26 protein-coding genes and 2 riboswitches are annotated in these 25,135 nt (G+C 67.4%); of the genes, 16 read left to right on the top strand and 10 right to left on the bottom strand.

All coding sequences use genetic code 11. The features are described from left to right. Window positions 1-49 precede the first annotated feature (49 nt). Window positions 50-1,840 (bottom strand): endonuclease, encoded by a 1,791-nt coding sequence (locus O0J73_RS12250; protein ID WP_308308804.1) that lies wholly within the window; start codon window positions 1,838-1,840, stop codon window positions 50-52. 355 nt (window positions 1,841-2,195) lie between these two features. Between O0J73_RS12250 and O0J73_RS12245 the strand changes: the two genes are divergently transcribed. Together O0J73_RS12245 and groL are read left to right on the top strand one after the other, a co-directional pair. After that, a complete protein-coding gene (locus O0J73_RS12245; RefSeq protein WP_006396661.1) occupies window positions 2,196-2,483 on the top strand; it encodes a co-chaperone GroES in 288 nt (95 codons plus the stop codon). An 81-nt stretch (window positions 2,484-2,564) separates the two neighbouring features. Beyond that, window positions 2,565-4,214, top strand: a complete 1,650-nt coding sequence (gene groL / locus O0J73_RS12240; protein ID WP_006473018.1) for a chaperonin GroEL — start codon at window positions 2,565-2,567, stop codon at window positions 4,212-4,214. Between the two features lie 112 nt (window positions 4,215-4,326). On the opposite strand, the gene O0J73_RS12235 is transcribed toward groL, so the two are convergent. Beyond that, window positions 4,327-4,593, bottom strand: a complete 267-nt coding sequence (locus O0J73_RS12235) for a hypothetical protein (protein WP_197564475.1) — start codon at window positions 4,591-4,593, stop codon at window positions 4,327-4,329. 155 nt (window positions 4,594-4,748) lie between these two features. On the opposite strand from O0J73_RS12235, the gene O0J73_RS12230 reads away from it, so the two are divergent. The 4 genes from O0J73_RS12230 to O0J73_RS12215 all read left to right on the top strand — a co-directional run bounded on the left by O0J73_RS12230 (window position 4,749) and on the right by O0J73_RS12215 (window position 7,723). Continuing rightward, window positions 4,749-5,249: a MarR family transcriptional regulator gene (locus tag O0J73_RS12230; protein WP_197564476.1), complete on the top strand. Its 501-nt coding sequence runs from the start codon at window positions 4,749-4,751 to the stop codon at window positions 5,247-5,249. Beyond that, the gene (locus tag O0J73_RS12225) at window positions 5,246-5,983 is read left to right on the top strand and encodes a DNA alkylation repair protein (RefSeq protein ID WP_308308803.1); all 738 of its coding nucleotides are present in this window, start codon (window positions 5,246-5,248) and stop codon (window positions 5,981-5,983) included. Before O0J73_RS12230 ends, O0J73_RS12225 begins: the two co-directional genes overlap by 4 nt. A gap of 113 nt (window positions 5,984-6,096) precedes the next feature. Next, complete coding sequence (locus O0J73_RS12220) at window positions 6,097-6,354, top strand: hypothetical protein (RefSeq protein ID WP_006472969.1); 258 nt, start codon at window positions 6,097-6,099, stop codon at window positions 6,352-6,354. Window positions 6,355-6,649: 295 nt separating this feature from the next. Beyond that, on the top strand, window positions 6,650-7,723 hold the full coding sequence (locus O0J73_RS12215; protein WP_308308802.1) for a 3-deoxy-7-phosphoheptulonate synthase: 1,074 nt from the start codon (window positions 6,650-6,652) through the stop codon (window positions 7,721-7,723). Between the two features lie 65 nt (window positions 7,724-7,788). Here the strand turns inward: O0J73_RS12215 and O0J73_RS12210 are convergent, their stop codons facing one another. Further along, complete coding sequence (locus O0J73_RS12210) at window positions 7,789-8,205, bottom strand: hypothetical protein (protein WP_308308801.1); 417 nt, start codon at window positions 8,203-8,205, stop codon at window positions 7,789-7,791. On the opposite strand from O0J73_RS12210, the gene O0J73_RS12205 reads away from it, so the two are divergent. Beyond that, window positions 8,192-8,947, top strand: coding sequence for a hypothetical protein (locus tag O0J73_RS12205; protein WP_006472908.1), 756 nt, complete (start codon window positions 8,192-8,194; stop codon window positions 8,945-8,947). The two genes, O0J73_RS12210 and O0J73_RS12205, sit on opposite strands and share 14 nt — an antisense overlap. Before the next feature lie 31 nt (window positions 8,948-8,978). On the opposite strand, the gene O0J73_RS12200 is transcribed toward O0J73_RS12205, so the two are convergent. Then, the gene (locus tag O0J73_RS12200; RefSeq protein WP_006472906.1) at window positions 8,979-9,596 is read right to left on the bottom strand and encodes a trimeric intracellular cation channel family protein; all 618 of its coding nucleotides are present in this window, start codon (window positions 9,594-9,596) and stop codon (window positions 8,979-8,981) included. An 84-nt stretch (window positions 9,597-9,680) separates the two neighbouring features. Then, a riboswitch (glycine riboswitch) is annotated at window positions 9,681-9,784 on the bottom strand. A gap of 13 nt (window positions 9,785-9,797) precedes the next feature. Continuing rightward, window positions 9,798-9,887, bottom strand: a riboswitch (glycine riboswitch). A gap of 40 nt (window positions 9,888-9,927) precedes the next feature. Between O0J73_RS12200 and O0J73_RS12195 the strand changes: the two genes are divergently transcribed. Together O0J73_RS12195 and O0J73_RS12190 are read left to right on the top strand one after the other, a co-directional pair. Beyond that, window positions 9,928-10,203 carry a GIY-YIG nuclease family protein gene (locus tag O0J73_RS12195; RefSeq protein WP_308308800.1) on the top strand — a complete coding sequence of 92 codons (276 nt, stop codon included), beginning with the start codon at window positions 9,928-9,930 and terminating at the stop codon, window positions 10,201-10,203. Between the two features lie 120 nt (window positions 10,204-10,323). Further along, entirely contained in the window at window positions 10,324-10,755 is a 432-nt protein-coding gene (locus O0J73_RS12190) for a nuclear transport factor 2 family protein (RefSeq protein WP_040006992.1), read from the top strand. Between the two features lie 82 nt (window positions 10,756-10,837). Here the strand turns inward: O0J73_RS12190 and O0J73_RS12185 are convergent, their stop codons facing one another. Next, on the bottom strand, window positions 10,838-12,118 hold the full coding sequence (locus O0J73_RS12185; RefSeq protein WP_006472900.1) for an NAD(P)/FAD-dependent oxidoreductase: 1,281 nt from the start codon (window positions 12,116-12,118) through the stop codon (window positions 10,838-10,840). A 123-nt stretch (window positions 12,119-12,241) separates the two neighbouring features. Between O0J73_RS12185 and O0J73_RS12180 the strand changes: the two genes are divergently transcribed. Further along, entirely contained in the window at window positions 12,242-13,021 is a 780-nt protein-coding gene (locus tag O0J73_RS12180) for an NYN domain-containing protein (RefSeq protein ID WP_005419652.1), read from the top strand. A 112-nt stretch (window positions 13,022-13,133) separates the two neighbouring features. Continuing rightward, the gene (locus O0J73_RS12175) at window positions 13,134-13,754 is read left to right on the top strand and encodes a glutathione S-transferase (RefSeq protein ID WP_006472896.1); all 621 of its coding nucleotides are present in this window, start codon (window positions 13,134-13,136) and stop codon (window positions 13,752-13,754) included. Between the two features lie 95 nt (window positions 13,755-13,849). Here O0J73_RS12175 and O0J73_RS12170 read toward each other — a convergent pair whose 3' ends face one another. Then, on the bottom strand, window positions 13,850-16,027 hold the full coding sequence (locus O0J73_RS12170; RefSeq protein ID WP_308308805.1) for a primosomal protein N': 2,178 nt from the start codon (window positions 16,025-16,027) through the stop codon (window positions 13,850-13,852). A 412-nt stretch (window positions 16,028-16,439) separates the two neighbouring features. Here O0J73_RS12170 and O0J73_RS12165 point away from each other — a divergent pair, with 412 nt between their 5' ends. The 4 genes from O0J73_RS12165 (at window position 16,440) to sppA (ending at window position 21,615) form a co-directional block, all read left to right on the top strand. Then, a complete protein-coding gene (locus tag O0J73_RS12165; RefSeq protein WP_049456852.1) occupies window positions 16,440-17,444 on the top strand; it encodes a hypothetical protein in 1,005 nt (334 codons plus the stop codon). Beyond that, on the top strand, window positions 17,437-18,012 hold the full coding sequence (locus O0J73_RS12160) for a DUF3106 domain-containing protein (RefSeq protein ID WP_197564479.1): 576 nt from the start codon (window positions 17,437-17,439) through the stop codon (window positions 18,010-18,012). Before O0J73_RS12165 ends, O0J73_RS12160 begins: the two co-directional genes overlap by 8 nt. Before the next feature lie 199 nt (window positions 18,013-18,211). Next, window positions 18,212-19,576 carry an MATE family efflux transporter gene (locus O0J73_RS12155; RefSeq protein WP_049456854.1) on the top strand — a complete coding sequence of 455 codons (1,365 nt, stop codon included), beginning with the start codon at window positions 18,212-18,214 and terminating at the stop codon, window positions 19,574-19,576. 116 nt (window positions 19,577-19,692) lie between these two features. Beyond that, the gene (sppA, locus tag O0J73_RS12150; RefSeq protein WP_006472859.1) at window positions 19,693-21,615 is read left to right on the top strand and encodes a signal peptide peptidase SppA; all 1,923 of its coding nucleotides are present in this window, start codon (window positions 19,693-19,695) and stop codon (window positions 21,613-21,615) included. Between the two features lie 104 nt (window positions 21,616-21,719). Here sppA and O0J73_RS12145 read toward each other — a convergent pair whose 3' ends face one another. Next, window positions 21,720-21,932: a hypothetical protein gene (locus tag O0J73_RS12145; RefSeq protein ID WP_049456855.1), complete on the bottom strand. Its 213-nt coding sequence runs from the start codon at window positions 21,930-21,932 to the stop codon at window positions 21,720-21,722. Between the two features lie 111 nt (window positions 21,933-22,043). On the opposite strand from O0J73_RS12145, the gene O0J73_RS12140 reads away from it, so the two are divergent. Beyond that, a complete protein-coding gene (locus O0J73_RS12140) occupies window positions 22,044-22,820 on the top strand; it encodes an SDR family oxidoreductase (RefSeq protein WP_308308799.1) in 777 nt (258 codons plus the stop codon). A 92-nt stretch (window positions 22,821-22,912) separates the two neighbouring features. Here the strand turns inward: O0J73_RS12140 and O0J73_RS12135 are convergent, their stop codons facing one another. The 3 genes from O0J73_RS12135 to O0J73_RS12125 are packed head-to-tail and all read right to left on the bottom strand — an operon-like array spanning window position 22,913 to window position 25,014. Further along, window positions 22,913-23,650, bottom strand: a complete 738-nt coding sequence (locus O0J73_RS12135; RefSeq protein WP_308308798.1) for a hypothetical protein — start codon at window positions 23,648-23,650, stop codon at window positions 22,913-22,915. A 34-nt stretch (window positions 23,651-23,684) separates the two neighbouring features. Beyond that, entirely contained in the window at window positions 23,685-24,380 is a 696-nt protein-coding gene (locus tag O0J73_RS12130; RefSeq protein ID WP_308308797.1) for a DUF4124 domain-containing protein, read from the bottom strand. Between the two features lie 43 nt (window positions 24,381-24,423). Next, complete coding sequence (locus O0J73_RS12125) at window positions 24,424-25,014, bottom strand: Sua5/YciO/YrdC/YwlC family protein (protein WP_164241495.1); 591 nt, start codon at window positions 25,012-25,014, stop codon at window positions 24,424-24,426. Window positions 25,015-25,135: the final 121 nt, after the last annotated feature.

The raw sequence follows: 25,135 nt of genomic DNA, 5'->3' as shown, positions 1-25,135 counted from the left end.
CCCACATGCTGTACCTGACCGACGGGCAGTGGACCGCTGCGTTGCGCGGTCAGTTGGCCAGCTGGCAGGTGGCCGGCTTGGCCGAGGTGAACAGGGCCGGGGTGGCCCACTCGGGGTGGTCGATGAACGGGTTGCGGTTGCCCTGGAACGAGTAGATCACGTCATTGCGCGAGCGCTCGGCATCATCCGGCGGGTCGGACAGGTGCCAATCGATCAGCGTCGACAGCAGGCCCATATAGGCCGGCGAGCTGCTGGTCTTGACGATCTTGCTGCGGTCATCGGTCAGTTCCAGGTCCGGCTCGGACTGGCCGGTGGCCGCATCCTTGCCGCCCTCGTAGCGGATCGCCATGTACATCACCGCACGCGCCATGTCGCCCTTGCGCTTGCCCCACACCTCGAACGTGCCGGCGTTGCCGTCCGGCGTGCGCACCCAGTTGGAATTGCCCGGGTAGCCGCCGCTGCCACCGCCCTGGCCGTTGTTGGCCTCGGTGGCGCGCTCGCCGCAGTTGGCGTCGCACTTGGCGAACGGCTTGTTGCCACGGTCGGCGTTCCACTGCGCGTCGGTCAGGTACAGCATGTGGGTGTCGGTGTAGGGCGCGTATGGCAGGCCCTTGTCACCGGTGGTGCTGGCAAAGCCCAGCGAGTTCGGCCAGGTGTGCTCGCGGTTGTACTTCAGGCCACTGCCGCTGCCGGCGCGATCGGTCACCTTGGCGTAGCTGCGGTTGCGGTACGCGTCCAGGATCCTGCCGCTGTTGTTCGGATCCTCGTCGGCGATCTCCAGGATGGTCCAGGTGCTGGTGCCCGAGCCGCTGTACGGGTAAGCGGTATGGCCCTTGATGGTGGCATGCAGCGAGCAGCGCAGCTGGCTGGGGCTGGAGGTGTTCACCTTCGAGTAGTAGCCGGCCGGCACGCCCGGGTTGCCCGGGTCGGGATTGCCGCCGGTGCTGGCCACGGTGAAGGCGATGCGGCTGTCGGCGGCCGGGTGCGCGCCCTGCAGGTCGGTGATGCGTGCGGCGCGGATGTCGAAGCGGCACGCTTCACCGGCCACCAGCGCGGTGTTGGTGGACAGCTTCACGCTGCGGCCGCTGGCCGGGAAGGTCAGCGGAACACTGCCGGAGCTGCCGCAGCTCAGCGCGAAAGCGCCGCTGGCCAGGTTCACCGTCTCGCTGAACACCACTTCCAGATCGGCGGCGGCCGGGAAGGTGGTGCTGCCCTGCGCCGGGGTGGTGGTGGACACCGATGGCGGCGTGTTCGGGCCCGGCGTGCCACCGCCGCTGAAGGTCTGGCCGTTGTTGCAGCTGCCGAACGTCTGTCTGGCCGACTCGGCCCAGGTGAAGTGCGCGTACTGGCTGCCACTGCCGGTCAGCTGCAGCGAGGTGCCCGGCGCCGTGCTGTTGGTCTCGGCCACCGGAATGTTCTGGCTGGTCATGCCAGCGGCGGGGCCACCGGAAGCGGTGATGGCGCCCTCGTAGCTGAGGAACTGGACCACCTTGCCGCTGGCGTCGACCAGGGCGATGCCGTCGTTCGGGCCGTTCTGGAGGCCGTTGGTCGGGTAATTGACCACCGCGATGGTGGCGCTGCCGCAGCCGGCGGCGGTGCCGGCCGGCACCGGGTTGTTGGCGTAGACCACCGCGGCCGAGGCGTTGGCGCCGTTGTACAGGTACAGGCGGTAGCCGGACAGGTCCTCGCCGGCGGTGGCCACGACCTCGATCGCTTCGCCGACGTCACCGGCCGGGGTGCTGTCGTCGTAGTGCAGTTCGTTGATGAAGACCTCGGCCTGGGCCGGCGCGGCGGCCAGCGCCAGCAGGCAGGCGGCGGCAAGCGGGGACAGCAATCGCATCGACTACTCCTTGTGATTGGGAATGCGCGGCCGAGCCTAAGGCCGATCCAGTGACACTTTGTCGTAAATGAACGTCAGATATCTGACAGTGCGACGCGGATCACCAAATGTCGAGGATTCCCCGGTGGCGATGCCGCACCGCACGCGATGCGGGATCTTCACGCGGACGTTGATGTCCGGCTCCGGCGCGATGAAATTTTTTCCGGAGGCGGCCTTGAAAGGCCCTGGGCCAGCTCCATCTCTGTCCTGCTCCCGATTCATCGGGCTTTTTCGCGAGCAATGCTGGCAGTCACCTGGGGTGAGTGCTAACATCGCCAGACTTTTTCAGACCAATCAATAACTTAAGAGGTCTCTCATGAGCATCAAGCCGCTGCACGACCGCGTTGTGGTCAAGCCGATCGAAGCCGACGAAATCTCCGCCGGTGGCATCGTCATTCCGGATTCGGCCAAGGAAAAGTCCACCAAGGGTGAAGTCGTGGCCGTCGGCCCGGGCAAGCCGCTGGACAACGGCAGCGTGCGCGCGCCGTCGCTGAAGGTTGGCGACAAGGTCATCTACGGCCAGTACGCCGGCAGCTCGTACAAGAGCGAAGGCGTCGAGTACAAGGTCCTGCGCGAAGACGACGTGCTCGCCGTCATCGGCTGAGCCTCGGCGCGACCTGCTTTCCTGTAAGACATCCCCTTTCGTCGCCGGGCCCGGCCCGGCGCAAACATCGAGGTAATCGCAATGGCTGCCAAGGATATTCGTTTCGGTGAAGACGCCCGTTCGCGCATGGTGCGCGGCGTCAACGTTCTCGCCAATGCCGTCAAGGCCACCCTGGGCCCGAAGGGCCGCAACGTCGTGCTGGAAAAGAGCTTCGGCGCTCCGACCATCACCAAGGACGGCGTCTCCGTCGCCAAGGAAATCGAACTGGCTGACAAGTTCGAGAACATGGGCGCGCAGATGGTGAAGGAAGTTGCTTCGCGCACCAACGACGACGCTGGCGACGGCACCACCACCGCCACCGTGCTGGCCCAGGCCCTGATCCGCGAAGGCGCCAAGGCTGTGGCCGCCGGCATGAACCCGATGGACCTCAAGCGCGGTATCGACAAGGCCGTCGTGGCCGCTGTTGCCGAGCTGAAGAACATCTCCAAGCCGACCGCCGACGACAAGGCGATCGCCCAGGTCGGTACCATCTCGGCCAACTCGGACGAGTCGATCGGCCAGATCATCGCTGACGCGATGAAGGAAGTCGGCAAGGAAGGCGTGATCACCGTTGAAGAAGGCTCGGGCCTGGACAACGAGCTGGACGTGGTCAAGGGCATGCAGTTCGACCGCGGCTACCTGTCCCCGTACTTCATCAACAACCAGCAGTCGCAGACCGCTGACCTGGATGACCCGTTCATCCTGCTGCACGACAAGAAGATCTCCAACGTCCGTGACCTGCTGCCGGTGCTGGAAGGCGTCGCCAAGGCCGGCAAGCCGCTGCTGATCGTTGCCGAAGAAGTCGAAGGCGAAGCGCTGGCGACCCTGGTGGTCAACACCATCCGTGGCATCGTCAAGGTCGTGGCCGTCAAGGCTCCGGGCTTCGGCGACCGTCGCAAGGCGATGCTGGAAGACATGGCCGTGCTGACCGGCGGCACCGTGATCTCCGAAGAAGTGGGCCTGTCGCTGGAAAAGGCCACCATCAAGGACCTCGGCCGCGCCAAGAAGGTGCAGGTTTCCAAGGAAAACACCACCATCATCGATGGCGTGGGTGACAAGGCTGCCGTCGACGCACGCGTCGGCCAGATCAAGACCCAGATCCAGGACACCTCCTCCGACTACGATCGCGAGAAGCTGCAGGAACGCGTTGCCAAGCTGGCCGGCGGCGTTGCCGTGATCAAGGTCGGTGCCTCGACCGAAATCGAAATGAAGGAAAAGAAGGATCGCGTCGACGACGCCCTGCACGCTACCCGTGCAGCCGTTGAAGAAGGCGTGGTCCCGGGCGGCGGCGTTGCCCTGGTGCGTGCGGTCACCTCGCTGGCTGGCCTGAAGGGCGCCAACGAAGACCAGAACCACGGCATCCAGATCGCCCTGCGTGCGATGGAAGCCCCGCTGCGCGAAATCGTGGCCAACGCCGGTGAAGAACCGTCGGTCATCATCAACAAGGTCAAGGAAGGCACCGGCAGCTTCGGCTACAACGCCGCCACCGGCGAGTTCGGCGACATGCTGCAGTTCGGCATCCTGGACCCGACCAAGGTGACCCGTTCGGCGCTGCAGAACGCTGCCTCGATCGCTGGCCTGATGATCACCACCGAAGCCATGGTTGCCGAAGCTCCGAAGAAGGACGAGCCGGCCATGGGTGGCGCCGGTGGCATGGGCGGCATGGGTGGCATGGGCGGCATGGACTTCTAAGTCCACGCGCTCCCGAAGCAATGAAGAACCCCGCCGCAAGGCGGGGTTTTTTTGTGGGCCGCATCGGGTGGACGCCGCCGCTGCGCCTGGCCTCCACCCACGCCCAGAGGCGTCAGCGGCACAGGGCGCGGCGATCCAGCCAGATCCTGGCGATGAAGAAGGTCGGCACGCCGCCGTACAGCAGGCCCTTTACCCACGGCAGGCCCGACTGGCCTGCGATCAATGCGCCTGCGGCCATGCCGATCAGTCCGATGGCTGCCGCTTTGCGCTGGCGCTTCAACTGCTGCGCCTGCGCCTGCTGCTGCGCGGCGATCTCGGCGCGCCGGTCGTCCGGCTGCATGACGGCGCTGGCAATGGTTTCCGCTTGCGAAGGGGTCATGCTGGGATCCAGAAAGAGACTGATGTGGTTCTTATAGTGGGCCGACCGCCAAGATCACGTAAACGCTCTGGCATCGCAGGCGGCTTGCCAGGCGGCTTGACCCGATCCCATTCATTCGATTTATGATTAGGCGCCTAATCATCAGGGTTTGAAGCATGTTCGAAGCCAAGCATGATGCCTTGCTGGACGAAGCGCAGCGCCGCGGCCACAGCAACGTCGCGCAGCTGCGCCTGTGCTTCCAGCTGCTGTCGCTGTCCTCGGCGATCGACCACGACTGCGCCACCCGGTTGGCCCCGCATGGACTCAGCGAAGGGCGCTTCATCGTGCTGTTCCTGCTGCATGGGGCGGGTGGCACGCTGCCGCCGCATGCGCTGGCCGAGCGCGCGGGGGTCGCCCGCGCCACCATCAGCGGCCTGCTTGATGGCCTGCAGCGCGAAGGCCTGCTGCAGCGTCGCAGTGATGCCGAGGATGGCCGCCGCCTGCAGATCGTACTGACCGCAAAGGGCACGCGCCTGGCGGAAACCCTGTTCGAACGGCATACGCAGTGGATCGGTGGCCTGTTCGATGGCCTGGATGCGTCCGAGCAGCAGCAGCTTTCGCAGCTGCTGCACAAGGTCTGGCTGCACACCGACGCCGGGCGCGGGAGCAGGGCATGAGCGCGATGACCACGCAACGCCTGCACGCGCTCAACAGCGGCCGCGTTGCGACGACCCATCTGGCCGAGTGCCTGGCAGTGGACTTCGGTGAGTTGCTGCGGTGCGTGGCGCCGTCGCTTGAACCGGCAGCGCTGCAGCGCATGTGCGACGCTGCAGGCAAGGGCATCACCCAGCGCATGGCCCTGGCCGCGCAACTGCTGCGTGAGGCGGGGCAGGGCGCGCCTGCGCTCTGGCAGCATCACAACTCCGATACCGTGCGCGGCTGGGCCTGCTACCTGATCGGCAGTGATGCCCGTGCAACCTTGGCAGAGAAGCTGCAGCAGATGCGCACGCTGGCCGATGACCCGCACTTCGGCGTGCGCGAATGGGCGTGGCTGGCGTTGCGCGCGGACATCGTTGCTGCGCCGTTGCAGGCGCTTGAGCACCTGCGCCCTTGGACGCAGGAGGCATCGCCGTACCTGCGCCGGTTCGCCTGCGAAGCACTGCGTCCGCGCGGTGTCTGGGCCACGCATGTCGCGCTGTTCAAGCAGCATCCGCAACAGGCATTACCGCTGCTGGAGGCACTGGCCGACGACCCCGAACGCTACGTGCAGGACTCGGTCGGCAATTGGCTCAACGATGCCGGCAAGACGCAGCCGCAATGGTTGCGTGACCTGTGCGTGCGCTGGCAGCACGAGCACCCCAATGCTGCCAACGCCTACATCCGCAAACGCGCATCGCGCTCGCTGCGGTAGCGCCGGCCACTGGCCGGCTACCCCGGACCCTTCAAGCGGGCATGGCACATGCGCCTGTCACCCAGACACGGTAAACAGTGCATTGCCCATGTCCGTCCGCAGGGAAGTTGATCATGCAGAGCACGCTCCAGGTCACGCTGTTCGGTCCTCTGGGTGAAACCCCGGCGTTGCAGCTGCCGGAACACGAGGGGCCGTCGGTGGCCATTCCCGAAGCGGTGCTGCGGCGACTGGTCTCCGATCTCTACACCGCGCGCTCGCTGCTCAACCCCGAGCAGCTGGATGAGGCCAGGCAGGAGCTGGGTCGGGTGCTGGAGCGCTGGGCCGACATCCATGAAGGCCTGCTGCTGGATGTGGAAGTGCATGGCAGATGAGCGACTTCGTGTGGTTGCCGCCGCACGGGCCGGGCCGGCGCGCACCTCGCTGAACCGCGTCCCCAGTTGCGGATGAAACATTTTGCACTGCGCAAAAGCTGTGCTATCAATACACCCCATGAACGCAGCCGCCACCCGCTTTTACTGGTATTACTTTCCGAAGCCTCTGGCGGAGGAAGGACTGCGCTCACCCTGAAGAAAGCTTCAGACGCATTCCCGAAAGCCGCCAGCGAACCTGGCGGCTTTTTTCATGCCGCCACGCTGGGGACCCCCAACGTTCCGGAGAACCCCCGCAATGCCCCCGCACACCGACGACCTGCGTATCCGCACCATCGAACCGCTGACACCGCCTGCCCAGCTGCTGGCGATGCTGCCGTGTGACGATGAAGCCTCCGACACCGTCAGCGCCTCGCGCGCGGCCCTGCACCAGATCCTGCATGGCCGCGACGATCGCCTGGCCGTGGTGGTCGGCCCGTGCTCGATCCACGATCCGCACGCTGCCATCGAGTACGCCCAGCGCCTGAAGCCACTGCGCGATGCGCTGGCCGGCGAACTGGAAATCGTCATGCGCGTGTACTTCGAGAAGCCGCGTACCACGGTGGGCTGGAAGGGCCTGATCAACGACCCCGACCTGGACGGCAGCTTCAGGATCGACAAGGGCCTGCGCATCGCCCGCGGCCTGCTGCGCGACATCAACAAGCTTGGCCTGCCGGCCGGTGTCGAATTCCTCGATGTGATCTCGCCGCAGTACATCGCCGACCTGGTGGCCTGGGGCGCGATCGGTGCGCGCACCACCGAAAGCCAGGTGCACCGCGAACTGGCCTCGGGGCTGTCGTGCCCGGTCGGCTTCAAGAACGGCACCGATGGCAACGTCAAGATCGCTGCTGACGCGGTGGGGGCTGCCTCCAATCCGCATCATTTCCTGTCGGTCACCAAGCAGGGCGGCACCGCCATCGTCTCGACCACCGGCAATCCGGACTGCCATGTGATCCTGCGCGGCGGCAAGCAGCCGAACTACGACGCAGGCAGCGTCGCCGAGGCTTGCCAGGCGCTGGCCAAGGCCAAGCTGCCGACCCGCCTGATGATCGACGCCAGCCACGCCAACAGCCTGAAGAACCCGGACAACCAGCCGAAGGTGATCGACGACATCGCCGTTCAGTTGGAAGACGGCGAACAGCGCATCGTCGGTGTGATGATCGAGAGCCATCTGGTCGGTGGCCGCCAGGAACTGGTGGAGGGCCAGCCGCTGGTCTACGGGCAGAGCATCACCGATGGCTGCATCGACTGGGACACCACTGTGACGGTGCTGGAGCGACTGGCTGCGGCCGTGCGCAGCCGTCGTGAAGTAAAGGTGTCCGAAGCCGCCTGATGGAAGCCGCTTGAGTGCGGCACGTGTGTGGATGGTGGCCAGCGCCTGCGGGGGTGCGGCCGCGATCAGGGCCGGTCGGAGTTGGAGGCCGGCCCATCTGCACCGGCGATGCGCCTGGCGCTGCGCATGAGCGACAGCGCCAGGTACATCGCCGGGGTGGCAGGATCCACCGCCTGCGTGGATGCCGCCCTTTGTAGCGTCGAGCCATGCTCGACCATCGCGCGAAGCGCGGGCGATGCAGTAGATCCACGCCATGCATGGATATCGACAAGCCATGCGACAGGATTTCGGAAAAGTTGTATGGAGTCTCTCTGCGGGTTGGGCCGAAGATCAAGGTCCCACCCGCACTGGACGCCATCAATGCATGTCTTCCCTGACGACAGTCCGCAGAGCGTGAAGTCCCGCTCGATCTCCCGTGAGGCGGCCGTGGCGCTTGTACGCTCGAGGGGAGGTGGGATTGCCGAGAGGATGGTGTCGGTCATCGAGGACTGGTTTGAGCCCTCTTCTGCTTCGAAGACGGCTGACCTGCTTGCGGAGCTTGATGAAAGAATCGAAAGCTATCGCCACCAGGGAGATCAGACGCTTCTGCGTACTACCCTCAAAGCACGGGCGATGATCGCGGCATCTGCCGACAGAGAGCCGGATGAGCGCGAATCCGTGTTCAAGGTGGTTCCCGCCGCCTCCCTCGTCGGCAATTGGAAGTCGGACTGCAGAACGCACTGCGTGATCGTCGATGGCGATCTGTGCGTGGAGGGAGTGCTGGCGCTCAACGATGTGAATGAGGCACTTTGTATGATCATTCTTGGAAACCTCAAGACCCGGAATCTTGAGTGTGGTGGCTGGCTGTTTGTACGGGACGATCTCGACTGTGAGCATCTCCACGCTTGCTCGCTCAACGATGGAATACTGGCCGTCGGCGGAAACGTCAGCGTGCGGACCTTTCTCGAGGCAGGCACCTATACGCATGTGGAGGGCGATCTCCGGGCGCTGTTCCTTTCCACCGTTCGGAACGAGATCGTTGTTGAAGGCCAGATCCACTCCCCGGAATTCAATAGAAGATCAGAGCCTGACTACCTGTCTGGATGGGTTGATCCCGGGTTGCTTGAAGAGATCGAAGTCGATTGCAGCAACGGTGGGATCCCATGGAATGTCTATCCGTCAGAGGCCTACCGGCGGCGCATCCTGGCAGGGGAGAGCCCGATGAGTGTCAACCTGCAGGGTTGAACCACGAGGCCCCACGCCTGGCACACAGCATTCAATGCACCTCGTCGTGGTACACGAACTTCGGCATTTCCCAGCGGTAGTGGATCGCCAGCAGGCGCAGCGCGAAGCCGCCGCCGAGGCAGCACAGGATCGCGGTCGCGTCGGCCACGCCCCAATGCAGCAGCAACAGGTACACCGCGCCGGTCAGCAGCGAAATGATCGCGTACAGCTCCTTCTGGAAAATCAGCGGCACCTCGTTGCAGAGGATGTCGCGCAGCACGCCGCCGAACGCGCCGGTCAGCATGCCGGCGATCAGCACGATGGGCGTGGCGTGGCCGGCCTCGCGCGCGATCGAGCAGCCGATCAGGGTGAAGGCGATCAGGCCCAGCCCGTCGAGCACCAGGAAGGTGCGGCGGAAGTGGTGCATCCAGCGCGCCACCCAGGTGGCGATCAGCGCCGCGCACACGGTGAAGGCGAGATACTCGGGATGCTTCACCCAGCCCAGCGGATAGTGGCCGAGCAGGATGTCGCGCAGCGAGCCGCCGCCGAGGGCGGTGACGCAGGCGATCATGACCACGCCGAACAGGTCCATGCGGCGGCGGCCGGCGGACAGCGCGCCGGTCATGGCTTCGGCGGAAATGGCGATCAGGTAGATGATGGACAACAGCATGGGGCAGGCTCCGGGCGCGGTGGGGCCGGCCATGCGCGACTACCGCCACTGCCTGCGCAATGACGGGATGACGATGACCGGTGCCGCTCCCGCTGTCCTTTTGCCTGAGAGTTCAGCGGCGTTGGCCGCGTGCCCCTTCGGCGGATCGTCCCGGGCGTGCCCGGTGACCTCTCTCCAGCTCGGCGAGTCGAATGCATGGTTGGCGGGATTCCAGCCCACCGGCCTGAGCGATCATGGGAGCCTGCGCCTTCGGCGGGCGCCAGCGCGGCGCCTCTCTCCTGCATTCGGGCGCCAGTATATCCGCTGCAGTGCAGCACGGCATAATCCGGCCATGGCCTCGTCCCTCCGCCCGTGGTTCCTGTACCTGCTCGAATGCCGCGATGGCAGCTATTACGCCGGGATCAGCACCGACGTGGAGGCACGTTTCGCTGCCCACCAGGCCGGCAAGGGCGCGCGCTACACCCGGGCCCGCCCGCCGCTGCGCGTGCTGGCCGTGCGCGAGTACCCGGACCGGGCCGCTGCCTCGCGCGCCGAATGGCAGCTCAAGCAGCAGCCGCGCGAACGCAAGCTGGCCTGGCTGCTGGCACCCGCCGGAACGCTGCTGTAGATCCACGCCCACGCTCGGTTCCGGCCTGCCGGCATCGCCGGACCAATAGATCCACGCCATGCGTGGATGGGCTACCCGGCCCATGCGATGATCGCCCCGCGCCCAGAGCTGGAGACCCGGATGTCCACGATTGCCCTGCTGTTCGCTCTTTCCGCATCATCAAGTCCCGCCGCCGACCCAGCCACGATCGCGGCCATCGAAGCCACCTGCCACGACTACGTCGACGGCCAGTTGGAAGCCGATCCGCAGCGCGTCGCCCGTTCCCTGCATCCGGACCTGGCCAAGCGTGCCGTGCTCGGCGATACACCCGACGAACGCCTGGGCCTGCGCCGCATGTCGAAGGAAGAGCTGGTCTCGCTGACGAAGCAGGGCGCGCTGAAGACCCCGAAGGATCAATGGGACCGCCGCTGCACGGTGCTGGACGTAACCGGCAATGCAGCCTCGGTACGACTGGAAACCCCGTGGTTCGTCGACTACTTCCACATGGGGCGCTTCGACCAGCGCTGGGTCATCGTCAACGCACTGTGGTACCCGAAGCCGAAGGCGCAGTAGAGCCGAGCCTACGCTCGGCTTCTACACTCCGCGCGAAGTGCAGCCGAGCATGGCTCGGCTCCACAGGAACATGCACGCGGCCCTACCGCCTTGGCCGTCGGTCTTCCTGGTCATCACCGAAGATGATGCGTGCGCTGCGCTGGTAGCTCCAGTACGCCACCGCCCAGTTCAGCAGCACCACGATGCGGTTGCGGAAGCCGATCAGGAAGAACACGTGCGCGGCCAGCCAGAACCACCAGGCCAGGATGCCCGACAGCTGCAGCCGGCCCAGGTGCACGATCGCGGCCATGCGGCCGATGGTGGCCAGGTTGCCGTAGTCGGCGTACTTGAACGGACCGGGTTCGGCCTTGCCATGCAGGCGCGCGCGGATCACCTCGGCCACGTACTTGCCCATCTGCTTGGCGGCAGGGGCCACGCCGGGCACCGGCTTGCCATTGGCCTGGTTCAGTGCGGCCAGGTCACCGGCCACGAACAGCTCCGGATGATCGGGCAGCGTCAGGTCCGGTTGCACCTGCACGCGTCCGGCGCGGTCCAGCGGCACGTCCAGCGTGCGCGCCAGCGGCGAGGCGGCCACACCGGCAGCCCACACCACGGTGCGGGCCGGAACGAACTGCTCGCCCAGCTTGAAGCCCTGGCTGTCGATGTCGCTCACCGGGGTGCCGGTCAATACTTCCACGCCCAGCTTTTCCAGCTGCCGGCGCGCCTTCAGCGAAAGCACTTCAGGGAACGAGGACAGCACGCGCGGGCCGGCCTCGACCAACCGCACCTTGGCGCTGGCCGGGTCGATGTGGCGGAATTCGTTGCGCAGCGTATGCCGAGCGATCTCGGCCAGCGTGCCGGCCAGTTCGACACCGGTGGGGCCGCCACCGACGATGGCGAAACTCAGCCACGCGGCCTTTTTCGCCGGGTCCGGTTCGGCCTCGGCGCGCTCGAACGCCAGCAGCAGTTTGCGGCGCAGTGCGATGGCATCGTCCAGGGTTTTCAGGCCGGGCGCATCATCGGCCCATTGGTCGTTGCCGAAGTAGGCGTGGGTGGCGCCGGTGGCCAGCAGCAGGCTGTCGTAGTCCAGCGTGCTGCCATCGGCCATGCGGATCTGCCGGGCCTGCTTGTCGATGGCCACTACTTCGCCGAGGCGGACTTCCACATTGCGCTGGTGGCCGAGGATATGGCGCAGCGGTGCCGCGATGTCCGGCGCGGACAGGCCGGCGGTGGCCACCTGGTACAGCAGCGGCTGGAACAGGTGATGGTTGCGGCGGTCGACCAGGGTGATGCGTATGCGCTCGCGGGCCAGGGCACGTGTGGCCCAGAGACCGGCAAAACCACCGCCGACAACGACCAGGTGGGGGACGCGCTCACGACTCATCGACTCACTCCAGTGGGGGCATTGGGGGAAGCGCCTGGCATCTTCGCACGGCGGCCGCCTGTCACGTCAGCGCCCGCGTGGATCGGCGATACTCGGGTTCAGGCAACGTCCCGTGAGGAGCCCATGAGCGAACCGGAAAAGCGCATCGCCCTGTTGATCGACGCCGACAACGCGCCGGCCTCGAAGATCGACGAGGTGCTGGCCGAAGTGGCCCGCTACGGCGTGGCCAACGTGCGCCGCGCCTACGGCAACTGGAAGAGCCCGCGGCTGAAGGGCTGGGAAGCGGTGCTGCACGAGTATGCGATCCGCCCGATCCAGCAGTTCGCCTACAGCAAGGGCAAGAATGCCTCGGACATGGCGATGGTGATCGATGCCATGGACCTGCTGTACGCGCGCAACCTCGATGGATTCGCCATCGTCTCCAGCGATGCCGATTTCACCCCGATGGTGATGCGGCTGCTGACCGATGGCGTGAAGGTGTACGGCTTCGGCGAGAAGAAGACACCCGAACCGTTCGTCAACGCGTGCTCGAAATTCACTTATCTGGAGGCGCTGGGCCAGACCCACGCCAGCGTGCCGGATGCCGAACAGGCCTCCAGCGAACAGGCCTCCAACGAACCGGTCACCAACGATGATGCACGGCCGCGCAAGAGCGGTGCGGAAATGCGCAGTGACACCCGGCTGGTGAAGATGCTGCGTCGTGCGGTGTCGGCGGCCGAGGGTGAGGATGGCTGGTCGCACCTGGGCCCGGTCGGCAGCCAGATCGGCAACCAGGCGTCGTTCGATCCGCGCAACTATGGCTACGGCAAGCTGAGCGATCTGTTGGCGGCGATCGGCCTGTTCGAACTGAAGAAGGACGGCAAATCCTCCTACGTACGCGCGCTGCCCAAAAAGAACAGGTAGTGCCGGCCGCTGGCCGGCAGCGTCCAGATGCCAGATCCCGCATCCGGCACGCACACACCCACACCGATCAGGCGTATCGTTGCCGCTCGCATTGCCAGCAGGGAATACCCGCATGTTGAAGATCTGGGGCCGTCGCAATTCCAGCAACGTCCGCAAGGTGCTGTGGTGTGCCGAGGAGATCGGCCTGCCGTACGAGTCCATCGAAGTCGGTGGCAGCCACGGTGGCACGCAGACGCCGGAGTACCTGGCGATGAATCCCAACAGCCTGGTGCCGGTGATCGAAGATCACGGCCTGCCGCTGTGGGAATCCAACGCGATCGTGCGCTACCTGAGCGCGCGCTACGCGCTGGGCACGCTGTACGCCGAAGACCCGATGCAGCGCGCCCAGGCCGAGAAGTGGATGGACTGGAGCACCTCGCGGATGGCGCCGATCTACAGTGACCTGATCTGGGGCATCATGCGCACCGCGCCGGCCGATCGTGACGAAGCGCGGATCAATGCCGCCATCGTGCGTGCCGGTGACTACCTGGCGATGGCCGATGCCACCCTGGCCCGGCAGCCGTGGCTGTCCGGTGATACGTTCGCGATGGGCGACATCCCGCTGGGCTCGCTGATCTATGCCTGGTACGAACTGCCGATCCAGCGCCCGGAACTGCCGCACCTGGCGGCCTGGTATGCGCGCCTGCGCGAACGGCCGGCCTACCAGCGCGGCGTGATGTCACCGCTGACGTAAGCGGTGGCGTTGGGCGTAGCGTCGAGCTTGCTCGACTGCGTCTGGCGCACGGCAGTCGAGCAAGCTCGACGCTACGCAGTACCGGTTGCCAGACCTCAATACAGATCGGTCGGATCCACATCCAGCGACCAGCGCACCTTGCGCGCTTCCGGCAGCGCATACAGCTGCGGCACCAGCTGTGCCAGCACGCCGTGCAGTGGCGGCCGCTGCAGTGCCGACAGCAGCAGCTGCGTGCGCTGGTAACCGGCACGGCGCGGCATCGGTGCCGGCATCGGCCCGTAGGCCTCCACCACGTTCTGCTCGCCCAGCAGCTGCCGCGCCGCCAGCAGGAAGGCGTTGGCGTGCTCGACCTGCTGCGCTTCCGCGCGCATCAACGCCAGGTGCGCGAAGGGCGGGAAACCGGCGGCCTGGCGCTGGTTCAACTCGGCCTGCGCGAACGGGTGGTAACCACCGTTCACCAGAGTCTCCAGCAGCGGATGCCCGGGATGATGGGTCTGCAGCCAGACTTCGCCCGGGTCGCGTGCACGGCCGGCACGGCCGGCCACCTGGATCAACTGCTGCGCCAGTTTCTCACTGGCACGGAAGTCGGCCGAGAACAGGCCCTCATCGATGCCCACCACCACCACCAGGGTCAGCTTGGGCAGGTCGTGGCCCTTGGCCAGGATCTGCGTGCCGACCAGGATGCCGGGCCGGTCGCCCAGCTTCGCCAGCTGCTGCTCCAATGCATCGCGGCGCGAGGTCGTGCCACGGTCGATGCGCACCACCGGGAAGTCGGCGAAGGCCGCAGTGAGATGTTCTTCCAGGCGTTCGGTGCCGATACCCTGCGGTTGCAGCGCCAGGCTGCCGCAGGCCGGGCATGCCAACGGTGCCGGCTGCCGTGCACCGCAGTGATGGCACTGCAGGCGCCGGCCACCGCCATGCACGGTCATCGGTGCATCGCAGCGGTTGCACGGTGCGGTCCAGCCACAGTCGTGGCACAGCAGCACCGGCGCATAGCCGCGGCGGTTCTTGAACACCAGCACCTGCTGGCCACGCTGCAGGTGCTCGCCGATGCCCGCCAGCACATCGGCCGAGAGACCGTCATGCAGCGGCCGCTTGCGCACATCCAGAATGCGTACGCGAGGTGGCCGTGCATCGCCGGCGCGCTGTTTCAGGCGCAGGTGGGTGTAGCGCCCGGCATAGGCGTTGTGCAGCGTTTCCAGCGAGGGCGTGGCGCTGCCCAGCAACACCGGAATGCCCAGTGCCTTGGCCCGCACCAGGGCGAAATCGCGCGCGTGGTAGCGGATGCCGTCCTGCTGCTTGTAGCTGCCGTCGTGTTCCTCGTCGACGATCAGCAGGCCGGCCTGCGGCAGTGGCGTGAACACCGCCGAACGCGTGCCGACGATCACCCGTGCCTCGCCGCGCGCAGCGGCGGCCCAGACGCGCGCGCGCTCGTTGTCGTTCAAACCCGAATGCAGTGCGTGCACGGCGATGCCGAGTCGGCCGCGAAACCGCGCCAGGGTCTGCGGGGTCAGGCCGATTTCCGGCACCAGCACCAGCGCCTGCCGGCCCTGGGCCAGGCACTGGATGATCGCCTGCAGGTAGACCTCGGTCTTGCCGCTGCCGGTCACGCCATCCAGCAGGAACGGCTGGAAGCCTTCGGCGGCGTTGATCGCGGCCACGGCCTCGGCCTGGTCCGGATTGAGCGTGGGGCCGGGCAGCGGCTGCGCGTGCTGCGGGGCCACGCTCAGCGCAACGCGCTCGGCCAGCTCGCGCTTGGCCAGGCTGCGTGCGGCGGTGCGCCAGTCGTCCATGCGCTCGCCCAGTACGTCTTCATCCACCACGGCCTCGGCCAGCAGCTCAGCCAACTGGCGCGGGCGGCTGCCGGCGCGCAGCTTTTCACGCTGGGCGCGACCTTCGTGGGTCAGCTGCCAACCCCAGTGATGGGTCTCGGGCAGGGCCTCGCCATGGCGCAGCGGGCCGGGCAGGGCAGTGCTGAGGACCTCGCCCAGCGGTGCGTGGGTGTAACGCGCCAGCCACTGCAGGCTCTGCCACAGCTCGCCCTGCAGCAGCGCTTGCGGGTCACACCAGGCCAGCGCCTGGCGCAGTCCCTGGCCGTCGTCGGCCTGGCCGTGGCCAACCACCACGCCGACCAGCTCGCGGTTGCCGAACGGCACCTTCACGCGGCAGCCGACCACCACCGCGGGGGCGTCGCCCTCCGGCGACAGGTAGTCGAACAGGCGCGGCAGCGGGACGGGCAGGGCGACCTGCAGGGTCGGAATCGGTGAAAGCATCGGGCCAGTGTAACGGGCCATGCGCGCACGGATGGCACGGCCGGGGGCGCCGGAGCGACGGCGGTTGAATCATAAATGTCACCTAAATATCGGTGTCCATTGGAGATTCAGTCTTATCCACATGTTCTGTGGATAACGTTGTGCGTTACCGGTCGACGGGCGCGCAGGAGGCCGATGGCGACGGCCTAACGCTTGGGTTGGTCAAAAAATCGCCACACGAGAAAAGCAATATAAATCAATAAGTTGAGTGTGAAACATTGCTGAAACAGAGTGGATTCAGCTGGATGCCCCAGTTTTGCCCGAGGGGGGCGTGGTGCTGTGCACAACCTGCAGCACGAAGTGCCAGCGGGCGCAAGTCCTACGGGCGTCGATGGCCTGCCGCTATCATGCCGGCAGACCTTTGGAGTGACCGATGACGGCTGTGCCCGCCCCTGTTTCCTCGACCGCGGCCGGCGCGCTGTCGGCGTTCCTGCGTGGTGTTGAACGCCGTGCCCTGGTGGTGGCTGAACTGCAGTGCGGTGATGCCGCCCGCGCCGAGCAGACCCTGGTGGCGGTGATGCGCGCCTTTGCCGCGGTGGCCAGCGACCTGCCGATGGCGCAGTGGCCGACCCGCTTCTGGACCCTGCTGGGCCAGCGCCAGGCACTGCGTGAACCGATGGGCGGCCAGTGGGCGCCGCCGCTGGCCGCGCTGGGCGGCATGGACCCGCTGCCGCGCCTGGCATTGTTGCTGCGGGTAGGCGGTAGCCTGGACGAAGGCATCGCCATGCGCGTGCTCGACCAGGACGAAGCGGGCTACCAGCACCTGCTGGCCGATGCCTGCCCGCGCGATGCACACGGCCAGCCCGATGCGTCGGCCTGGCGCCAACTGGCCGAACAGGTGCAGCTGCGCATCCGCGACCTGCCGGCCAAGCGCCTGCAGCAGCTGCAGCAGCCGGCCGCACCAGCCGCCCACAATGAACCCGCAACTTCCAGCTGGCGCGCACCGCCGCAGGAAGGGCGTACCGCCGCCAACGGCAAGCGCCGCCGCCCGACTGCCAAGCCGCGCTGGCGCGGTCCGCTGATCCTGCTGCTGACCGTAGCCGTGCTGCTGGCAGCGGCGCTGGGCTGGCGCTACCTGCAGGGCCATTCGTTCGGTGCCGCGGCACCGTTGCCGGAAGGCGTGGTCGGCGAGGCGGGCCCGGTCACGGTGGAGGCGTTGCCGCCGAGCACGGTCAATGCCGCGCCGGATACGACGCCGTCCCAGGCCGCAGACGACGCCACGATGCTGGCCGACCGCGACTACCCGCTGCTGGCCGATGCCGATCTGTATGCGTGGACCGCCGCAGGCGGTCCGTTGCCGGTGGACGAATCGCAATCCAGGCCGAGCCGGCCCGAGCCGGCCAGTGCCACGCTGGAAACCACCGCTGCCGATGAATAAGACCCTGTTCGCCAGCGCGCTGCTGGCCCTGCCGCTGTCGCTGTCCGCCGCACCGCAGACCTTGAATGTGCCCCTGCCTGCGCCGGCGCCCGGCGTTGAGGCGACAGCACCGGCCCCGGCCGCTGCGCCGTCGGCCTTCGCGCAGCTGGATGCAGCGCAGCAGCGCCAGCGACGTGCCGACTACGCCGCGTGGCGGGCGCTTCCGGAAGGCGAGCGTGAGCGCATCCGCCAGGCCGCGACGCGATTCAACGCGTTGCCGGCCGACCAGCAGCAGCGCCTGCGCCAGCAGTTCCAGGCGCAGGACCAAGCCTTCCGCGAAGGCTGGCGACTGGGCCCGCAGCTGGGCCTGGTGTTCCCCAAGCTGCATGGCCTGTTCGGTTATGTGCCGCCGCAACAGCGCGAGGCCGCGCTGGCCGTGCTGCGCCAGCTCAGCCCGGCCCAGCTGGCACAGCTGGCCCTGGTCGCACAGCGCACGCCGCCGCAGGAACGCGACACGGTGCGCAGCGCCTTCCTCGCCGTGCCCGCCACCGAGCGTGACAGCTGGCTCAAGCGCCAGGCCGGACAGTAAAAAAGGGGACGGAGGGGATTAAGTCGTATTCGGGACAATTAGGTCTGAAACGACTTACTCCCCTCCGTCCCCTTTTTGTGGCTGGAACCCAGCATTCACGCCGTGTCATGGGAATGCGCGCGCTGCGCGCGTAAGATGACCGGCCGCAACCCGGTGCCTGTGCCCTTCGCGCGCAACCGTAGTTCGCGTCAAGCACCTTATGTCTACTGCAACCTCCACGCCGCGCTTCAGCAAGGAAGTCGGCGCCACCGGTCTGCTCGCCCTGCCGCTTGTGCTGGGCCATGTGTCCACCGGTCTGATCTCCTTCGTCGACAACGTGATTGCCGGTCACCACGCGACTGCGACCCTGGCCGCGGTGACCATCGGCACCGCCCTGCTGTGGCTGCCGATGCTGATCCCGATCGGCACGCTGATCTCGCTCACCGCCTCGGTATCGCAGCTGCACGGCGCTGGCCGCGAGCGCGAGATCGGCCCGCTGTTCCGCCAGGCACTGTGGCTGGCGCTGGGCCTGGGCCTGATCATGTTCACCTTCCTCACCGTGGTGCCGCCGCTGCTGCCGGCCTTCGGCATCGCCCCGGACATCGTGCCCGGCGCGACCGCGTTCCTGCATGCGGTGCGCTGGGGCGGCCCGGCGCTGACCCTGTACTTCTGCATGCGCTACCTGAGCGAGGGCATGCACTGGACGCTGCCGACCATGCTGCTCGGCTTCGGCGGCCTGCTGGTGCTGGCGCCGATGGGCTATGTGCTGGCCAACGGCAAGCTCGGTTTCCCGGAAATGGGAGCTGAAGGCCTCGGCATCGCTTCGGCGGTGATGATGTGGCTGCAGGCGATCGCCTTCGCTACCTACCTGTGGTTCACCAAGCGCTTCGCCCACCTGCAGCTGTTCTCGCACTTCGAAGGGCCGCGCTGGAAGGCGATCTGGGAACTGCTACGCACCGGCCTGCCGATCGGCATCACCGTGCTGATGGAAGGTGGCCTGTTCATCGTCACCGCGCTGCTGATCGGCCGCCTGGGCGCCAACGAGGCGGCCGCGCACCAGATCGCGATCAACGTCGCGCAGCTGTGCTTCATGATCCCGATGGGCGTGGCCGAGGCCACTACCGTGCGCGTCGGCCATGCCGTCGGCCGTGGTGATGGCTTCGGTGTGCGGCGTGCGGCGTGGGCGGGTTACGCGATCATCATGGGCACGCAGACGTTGTCGGCGGCGGTGCTGCTGTTCGGCCACGATGCCATCGTCGGGGTGTACACCAACGATCTGGCGGTGGCCGGCCTGGCTTCGACCCTGCTGCTGTACGCGGCCACCTTCCAGTTCCCGGATGGCATCCAGGTGCTGTCGGCCGGCGCGCTGCGCGGTCTGAAGGACACCCGCGTACCGATGTTCATCGCCATGTTCGCGTACTGGGGCCTGGGCATGCCGCTCGGCGCCGGGCTCGGCCTGGGCCTGGGCATGGGCCCGCAGGGCATGTGGATCGGCCTGATCGTAGGCCTGACCGCGGCCGCCATCCTGATGGGCTGGCGCCTGCGCCGCAGCAGCCTGCGCATCGGCCAGTCCACCCTGTCCTGATCCTTCCTGCCCGCCACGCTGACCCGTGGCGGGCGATCCCCTGACTTGTGTCCGATGCCGCATCACACGGCACCGGCTATGCTGGTACCACGGCAAGAAGCCATCCGGAGCGTTCCATGAATCAACCCGTGCCCCCGCTGCCCCCGGCGCGTCGCAATCCCGTCGCCAGCTTCTTCATCGGGCTGTGGGACGTCATGAACTTCACCCGCCGGTTGATCCTCAACCTGGTGTTCTTCGGCCTGCTGTTCCTGCTGCTGGTGATGTTCGTCATCGCCGCCGGAATGGGCGCCGGTGCCAGCAAATCGCTGCAGGACCGCACCACCCTGGTGATCGCACCGGAAGGCCGCCTGGTCGAGCAGTTCAGCGCCGATCCGGTCAGCCGCGCGCTGGCCAAGGCGGTGGGCGACAACGGCGCCGAGGAGATCCAGCTGCGTGACCTGCTGCGGGTGATCGAGTCGGCCAAGGAAGACAAGAAGATCGAGCGCGTGGTGCTGGAGCTGGACAAGCTGCAGCCATCGGGCTTCGCCTCGCTGCGCGAAGTGGCGTCGGCGCTGCAGGACCTGCGCGCGTCCGGCAAGCAGCTGGTGGCCTACAGCGAGAGCATGGGGCAGTCGCAATACCTGCTGGCCGCACAGGCCGACGAGGTCTACCTGGACCCGATGGGGTCGGTGGTTCTTGAGGGCCTGGGCCGCTATCGCCAGTACTTCCGCACCGGCCTGCAGGACAAGCTGGGCGTGGACGTGCATCTGTTCAAGGTGGGCGAATACAAGTCCGCCGCCGAGCCGTACGTGCTCGACGCCGCCTCGCCGGCCTCCAAGGAAGCCGACCTGTTCTGGATGAACGACGTGTGGCAGCGCTACCTGGGCGACATCGCCAAGGCCCGTCGCCTGGACCCGGCGCAGTTGGCTGCCGGCATCGACACGCTGCCGGAAGGTATCGCCGCCGCCGGTGGTGATCTGGCCAAGTTCGCGCTGCAGCAGAAACTGGTGACCGCGCTGAAGACCCGCGAGGAATTCGAGGATCTGATGATCGAGCGTGGCGTGGCCGATGACGATGCCGACGGCGGTTTCCGCAACGTCGACTTCGGGCGCTACCTGGCGCTGCTCGACGCTCGCCGCAACCCGGTGGACTCGCGTCCGCAGGTGGCGGTGGTGGTGGCCGCAGGCGAGATCAGCGGTGGCGACCTGCCGGCCGGCCGTATTGGTGGCGAGTCGACCTCGGCGCTGCTGCGCGCCGCGCGCGACGACGAGAACGTCAAGGCCGTGGTGCTGCGCGTCGATTCGCCGGGCGGTGAAGTGTTCGCCTCCGAGCAGATCCGCCGCGAAGTGGTGGCCCTGCAGGCCGCCGGCAAGCCGGTGGTGGTGTCGATGGGCGATCTGGCGGCGTCCGGTGGTTACTGGATCAGCATGAATGCCGACCGCATCTACGCCGATCCGTCGACGATCACCGGTTCGATCGGCATCTTCGGCATGGTGCCGAACTTCAGCCGCGCGCTGGACAAGATCGGCGTGCACACCGATGGCGTCGGCACCACCCGCTTTGCCGGTGCCTTCGACGTCACCCGTCCGATGGACCCGGCCGTTGGCCAGGTCATCCAGACGGTGATCAACAAGGGCTATGCCGACTTCACCGGTCGCGTCGCCGATGCGCGCAAGAAGCCGGTCGAGGCCGTCGACGAAGTGGCCCGTGGCCGCGTGTGGAGCGGTGCGCAGGCCAAGGAACGTGGCCTGGTCGATGCCTTCGGTGGCCTGAAGGATGCCGTGGCCGACGCCGCCAGCCGCGCCAAGCTGGGCAAGGCCGATGCCTACCGCGTGCGCTACATCGAGAAGGCGGCGACGCCGTTCGCGCAGTTCGTAAGCGGTTTTGCCGGCAGCCGCGCCGGTGCCTGGATGCTGTCCGACTCGGGCATGGCGCGGATGATGCTGGCCCGCACGATGCCGGAAGTGGACACGCAGTTGCGCTTCGTCGAGAACGCGGCACGCGAGAAGGGCAACGGTGCGCCGGTGAAGGCGCTGGCCTACTGCTTCTGCGGGTTCTGATCCGAGCGCCTATCCGCGCAGGGCGCGGATCTACGGGTACGGCCACGCATGGCGTGGATCTACTGGAAACGCCCGGCTTCGGCCGGGCGTTTTCGTTTGCCGGGTTACTGCGTCGCCTCGGCTTCGGCCTTGCGCTCACGCGCGGCGGCATCGTCCACGGTTTTCTGCACGCCCTTGGCGCGGTCCAGCGGCTCGTTGATCGCGCGCGACATCGCCCGGGGCACCGGTGGCTTTTCCGGGTTCGGCGCCGGTGGGCGCTGGCAGCCCGCCAGCAGCACGGTGGCCAGCAGGGACGAGGACAGGATCAACATGCGCATGGCGGCTCTCCGCGGTGGGCGTACGGGCAGTGTCGCACCCCCGGCAGGCAGCCACCGTGAGCGCGTATCCTTGCGCCATCGAAATACAGCGGGCGCGGCCCCGGAGGACACATGACCCAGCAACGGTGGCGCTTGGATGGCCAGACCGCCCTGATCACCGGCGCCAGCGCCGGTATCGGCCTGGCCATCGCACATGAACTGGCCGGCCTCGGTGCAGACCTGATGATCGTCGGCCGCGATATCGACATGCTGGAGACGGCGCGCGACGAACTGCTGGACGTGTATCCGCAGCACCAGGTGCACGCGCTGGCGGCCGATGTCTCCGATGACGAGGACCGCCGCCAGATCCTGGACTGGGTGGAAGACCACAGCGATGGCCTGCATATCCTGATCAACAATGCCGGTGGCAACGTTACCAAGGCGGCCACGGAATATTCCGAGGACGAATGGCGCCAGATCTTCGAGACCAACCTGTTCTCTGCGTTCGAGCTGTCGCGCTACGCGCATCCGCTGCTGGCCCGGCACGCGTCGTCGTCGATCGTCAATGTCGGCAGCGTGTCCGGCCTGACCCATGTGCGCAGTGGCGTGGTGTACGGCATGAGCAAGGCGGCGATGCACCAGATGACCCGCAACCTGGCCGTCGAGTGGGCCGAGGATGGCATCCGGGTCAATGCGGTGGCGCCGTGGTACATCCGTACGCGGCGCACGTCCGGTCCGCTGTCGGACCCGGACTACTACGAGGAAGTGATCAACCGCACGCCGATGCGCCGCATAGGCGAGCCGGAGGAAGTGGCCGCGGCCGTGGGCTTCCTGTGTCTGCCGGCAGCCAGCTATGTCACCGGCGAGTGCATCGCGGTGGATGGCGGTTTCCTGCGCTACGGATTCTGATCGTTCGATGGCAGTGCCGGCCGCTGGCCGGCAACCTCAGGATCTTCAGATGATTGCAGTTGCCGGCCAGCGGCCGGCACTACCGGTGGCTGTCACCCAGGCACCGGGCAGTTGCTGGCCTCCAGCACACCCTGCAGCCGCTCGCGTTCACCGCGTGCGGCATCGCGGTTCTCCGGAGCGGCGAAACGCTCACGGCCGCGTGCATCGCGGAAGCGTTGCTGCCAGCTGCCGCAGCGCTGCGCCTCGGGCAGCGCCTCGCAGCGGTCACGCACCACTTCGCAGCCTGCTGCATTCACCGGCGTGGCGCCGCCCAGCCCCTGCACGGTCATCAGTTCGCAGCGCCCGGGGGCGGCCTCGTACTCATGCAGGTAGCCACCGCCCTGGCTGTCGGTGCACTGGAAGATTGGTGGCAACGGCGGTTTCGGTGGTCCGTCGCCGGATGCGGCGCGGGCCTCGGCTTCGCGTCGCAGCGTCGCGCTGTCGAGAATCTGGTCGCCGCCTTCGCGTTCAACCATGCCTGCTTCCATGATCGTGCGCCCCTGGTCCGCGCGTCGTGGCGCCGCAGGCGTTGCAGGCACTGCAGCGGGTTCGCTGGCCTGGGGAACCGGTGGCGGAACCGGAGCCAGCGCCAGTGGGGGTTCAACCACGGCTGGTTGCGGGCTGGAAGGCGCCGGCACGCGCACGACCTGCTGCGTGCTGCCGGCCGGGCAGGGCGTGCGCTGCAGGATGGGGATGTCACTGCTGCTGGACGTGCAGCGGTAGATCACGCCCTCGTCAGCCAATGCAGGGCCGGGCAGCAGGGCCAGGGCCAGCCAGGTCAATCTGTTCATGCGTACAGCGTACAGGCTGCGCTGGGACGCCGGCTCAGCGCTGGCAATCGCGCGACAGGCGCGCATCGATGCCGCGTTGCTCGTTGCTGATGGCGGTACGTTCGCTCTGCAGCGCGCTGTTGTAGCGCCGGTCCAGTTCCCAGCGGCGGTCGCGCAGGCGCGCGCAGACTTCCTGCGGCGGCAGCGCGTTGCAGCTGTCGCGGACCAGCACGTTGCCGGCCGGGACCTGCACGCCTACCCCCACCGCAGGCGGGCGATACCCCGCGCCTTCGCCAATGGGCGTACCGACCGGCGTGACGATGGCCGGTCGCGGCCCGGGATAGACCAGGCCGTGATGCCCACGCGGAAGCCAGACACTGGTCCACAGTGGGACCCAGCGCGGATTGCCTTCGTTGTTGTCGCTGGTGTAACGCCGGCCATCGTCACTCACGCACTCGTACATCGGCTGCGGTGGCTGGATGTAGACGTGGCGGACTTCGCGCTCGCGGATGACCGGTGTTTCGCTGGGCGGCGGCGGCGCGGCATCGCTGCGGACCACGCGAGGGGCGGGATCGCGCGGACGCTGCAGGTCGCGTACTTCCTGGCGGCCACTGTTGCATGGCCGGTCCTGCAGGGCGACAGCGCCGTTGCTGGCAACGCAGCGGTACACGCGCACGTCCTCGGCCTCGGCGGCGCTGGCCGTCCACGGCAGCAGCAGGCTCAGGCTCAGGGCGGCGCGCAGCAGGGTCATGGCGGCAGGGTGCGCGATTGTCCGGCGCAGTGCAATCGGTCGCTCAGGAGCGCAGGACGTTGCCGCTGAGTGCGTCGCGGATCGGGGTGGGCTGGGCCAGGCCGCCGGTCTGTCCATCGAGGATGCCGTCGAGCAGGCGCAGCAGGCGTGGGTCCAGCTCTTCGCGGCTGCGTGCTGGCGGTTCCCCGGCCAGGTTGGCGCTGGTGGAGACCAGCGGGCCTCCCCAGGCACGGCAGAGTGCGGCCACCAGCGGGTGGGCGCTGATGCGCACCGCGATGCCGCTGTGCTCGCCGGTGACCCAGGGCTGCGCACGCGGGCCGGCCGGCAGGATCCAGGTGTTGGCACCGGGCCAGCTGGCCAGCACCGCCCGCTGGCGGGCGTCGGGCAGTGCCTGCAGCCGTACCCAGCCTTCCAGCTGGGCCAGATCGGCAGCGACCAGGATCATGCCTTTCTCGATCGGGCGCTGTTTCAGCCGCAGCACCATGTGCACCGCCGCCTCGTGCGAAGGATCGCAGCCCAGGCCCCAGACCGCTTCGGTCGGATAGGCGATCACGCCGCCCGCACGAAGCGTGGCGACAGCGGAGTCGAGGGTGAGTTCTTTCATGGCGGCGACCGGCCCGGCGTGGGGCTTCATTATCCCCCTGCTGCGTGCAGAAGGGGTGGAACGGTGCCGCTCGGTGCTGCCGGCCGCGGGGCGGGCGAGGTTGTGGGTGGGGGCCCGGGTGGGGGGGGGGGCCGGGGGGGGGCGCCCCCCC

This window comes from Stenotrophomonas sp. Sm6012 (genome assembly GCF_030985895.1).
In the GTDB taxonomy this organism is placed as follows: Bacteria; Pseudomonadota; Gammaproteobacteria; order Xanthomonadales; family Xanthomonadaceae; genus Stenotrophomonas; species Stenotrophomonas forensis.
Note: the sequence above shows the minus strand (reverse complement) of the source record. Positions and strands in the feature narration are given on the sequence as shown.

Coding starts and splice junctions, on each gene's coding strand:
- O0J73_RS12215 (WP_308308802.1), top strand. CDS start 6,650: ATGCCCCCGCACACCGACGACCTGCGTATCCGCACCATCGAACCGCTG.
- O0J73_RS12220 (WP_006472969.1), top strand. CDS start 6,097: ATGCAGAGCACGCTCCAGGTCACGCTGTTCGGTCCTCTGGGTGAAACC.
- O0J73_RS12205 (WP_006472908.1), top strand. CDS start 8,192: ATGGTGTCGGTCATCGAGGACTGGTTTGAGCCCTCTTCTGCTTCGAAG.
- O0J73_RS12175 (WP_006472896.1), top strand. CDS start 13,134: ATGTTGAAGATCTGGGGCCGTCGCAATTCCAGCAACGTCCGCAAGGTG.
- O0J73_RS12180 (WP_005419652.1), top strand. CDS start 12,242: ATGAGCGAACCGGAAAAGCGCATCGCCCTGTTGATCGACGCCGACAAC.
- O0J73_RS12145 (WP_049456855.1), bottom strand. CDS start 21,932: ATGCGCATGTTGATCCTGTCCTCGTCCCTGCTGGCCACCGTGCTGCTG.
- O0J73_RS12235 (WP_197564475.1), bottom strand. CDS start 4,593: ATGACCCCTTCGCAAGCGGAAACCATTGCCAGCGCCGTCATGCAGCCG.
- O0J73_RS12200 (WP_006472906.1), bottom strand. CDS start 9,596: ATGCTGTTGTCCATCATCTACCTGATCGCCATTTCCGCCGAAGCCATG.
- O0J73_RS12135 (WP_308308798.1), bottom strand. CDS start 23,650: ATGAACAGATTGACCTGGCTGGCCCTGGCCCTGCTGCCCGGCCCTGCA.
- O0J73_RS12160 (WP_197564479.1), top strand. CDS start 17,437: ATGAATAAGACCCTGTTCGCCAGCGCGCTGCTGGCCCTGCCGCTGTCG.
- O0J73_RS12185 (WP_006472900.1), bottom strand. CDS start 12,118: ATGAGTCGTGAGCGCGTCCCCCACCTGGTCGTTGTCGGCGGTGGTTTT.
- groL (WP_006473018.1), top strand. CDS start 2,565: ATGGCTGCCAAGGATATTCGTTTCGGTGAAGACGCCCGTTCGCGCATG.
- O0J73_RS12225 (WP_308308803.1), top strand. CDS start 5,246: ATGAGCGCGATGACCACGCAACGCCTGCACGCGCTCAACAGCGGCCGC.
- O0J73_RS12190 (WP_040006992.1), top strand. CDS start 10,324: ATGTCCACGATTGCCCTGCTGTTCGCTCTTTCCGCATCATCAAGTCCC.
- O0J73_RS12195 (WP_308308800.1), top strand. CDS start 9,928: ATGGCCTCGTCCCTCCGCCCGTGGTTCCTGTACCTGCTCGAATGCCGC.
- O0J73_RS12245 (WP_006396661.1), top strand. CDS start 2,196: ATGAGCATCAAGCCGCTGCACGACCGCGTTGTGGTCAAGCCGATCGAA.
- O0J73_RS12140 (WP_308308799.1), top strand. CDS start 22,044: ATGACCCAGCAACGGTGGCGCTTGGATGGCCAGACCGCCCTGATCACC.
- sppA (WP_006472859.1), top strand. CDS start 19,693: ATGAATCAACCCGTGCCCCCGCTGCCCCCGGCGCGTCGCAATCCCGTC.
- O0J73_RS12165 (WP_049456852.1), top strand. CDS start 16,440: ATGACGGCTGTGCCCGCCCCTGTTTCCTCGACCGCGGCCGGCGCGCTG.
- O0J73_RS12230 (WP_197564476.1), top strand. CDS start 4,749: ATGTTCGAAGCCAAGCATGATGCCTTGCTGGACGAAGCGCAGCGCCGC.
- O0J73_RS12125 (WP_164241495.1), bottom strand. CDS start 25,014: ATGAAGCCCCACGCCGGGCCGGTCGCCGCCATGAAAGAACTCACCCTC.
- O0J73_RS12250 (WP_308308804.1), bottom strand. CDS start 1,840: ATGCGATTGCTGTCCCCGCTTGCCGCCGCCTGCCTGCTGGCGCTGGCC.
- O0J73_RS12130 (WP_308308797.1), bottom strand. CDS start 24,380: ATGACCCTGCTGCGCGCCGCCCTGAGCCTGAGCCTGCTGCTGCCGTGG.
- O0J73_RS12170 (WP_308308805.1), bottom strand. CDS start 16,027: ATGCTTTCACCGATTCCGACCCTGCAGGTCGCCCTGCCCGTCCCGCTG.
- O0J73_RS12155 (WP_049456854.1), top strand. CDS start 18,212: ATGTCTACTGCAACCTCCACGCCGCGCTTCAGCAAGGAAGTCGGCGCC.
- O0J73_RS12210 (WP_308308801.1), bottom strand. CDS start 8,205: ATGACCGACACCATCCTCTCGGCAATCCCACCTCCCCTCGAGCGTACA.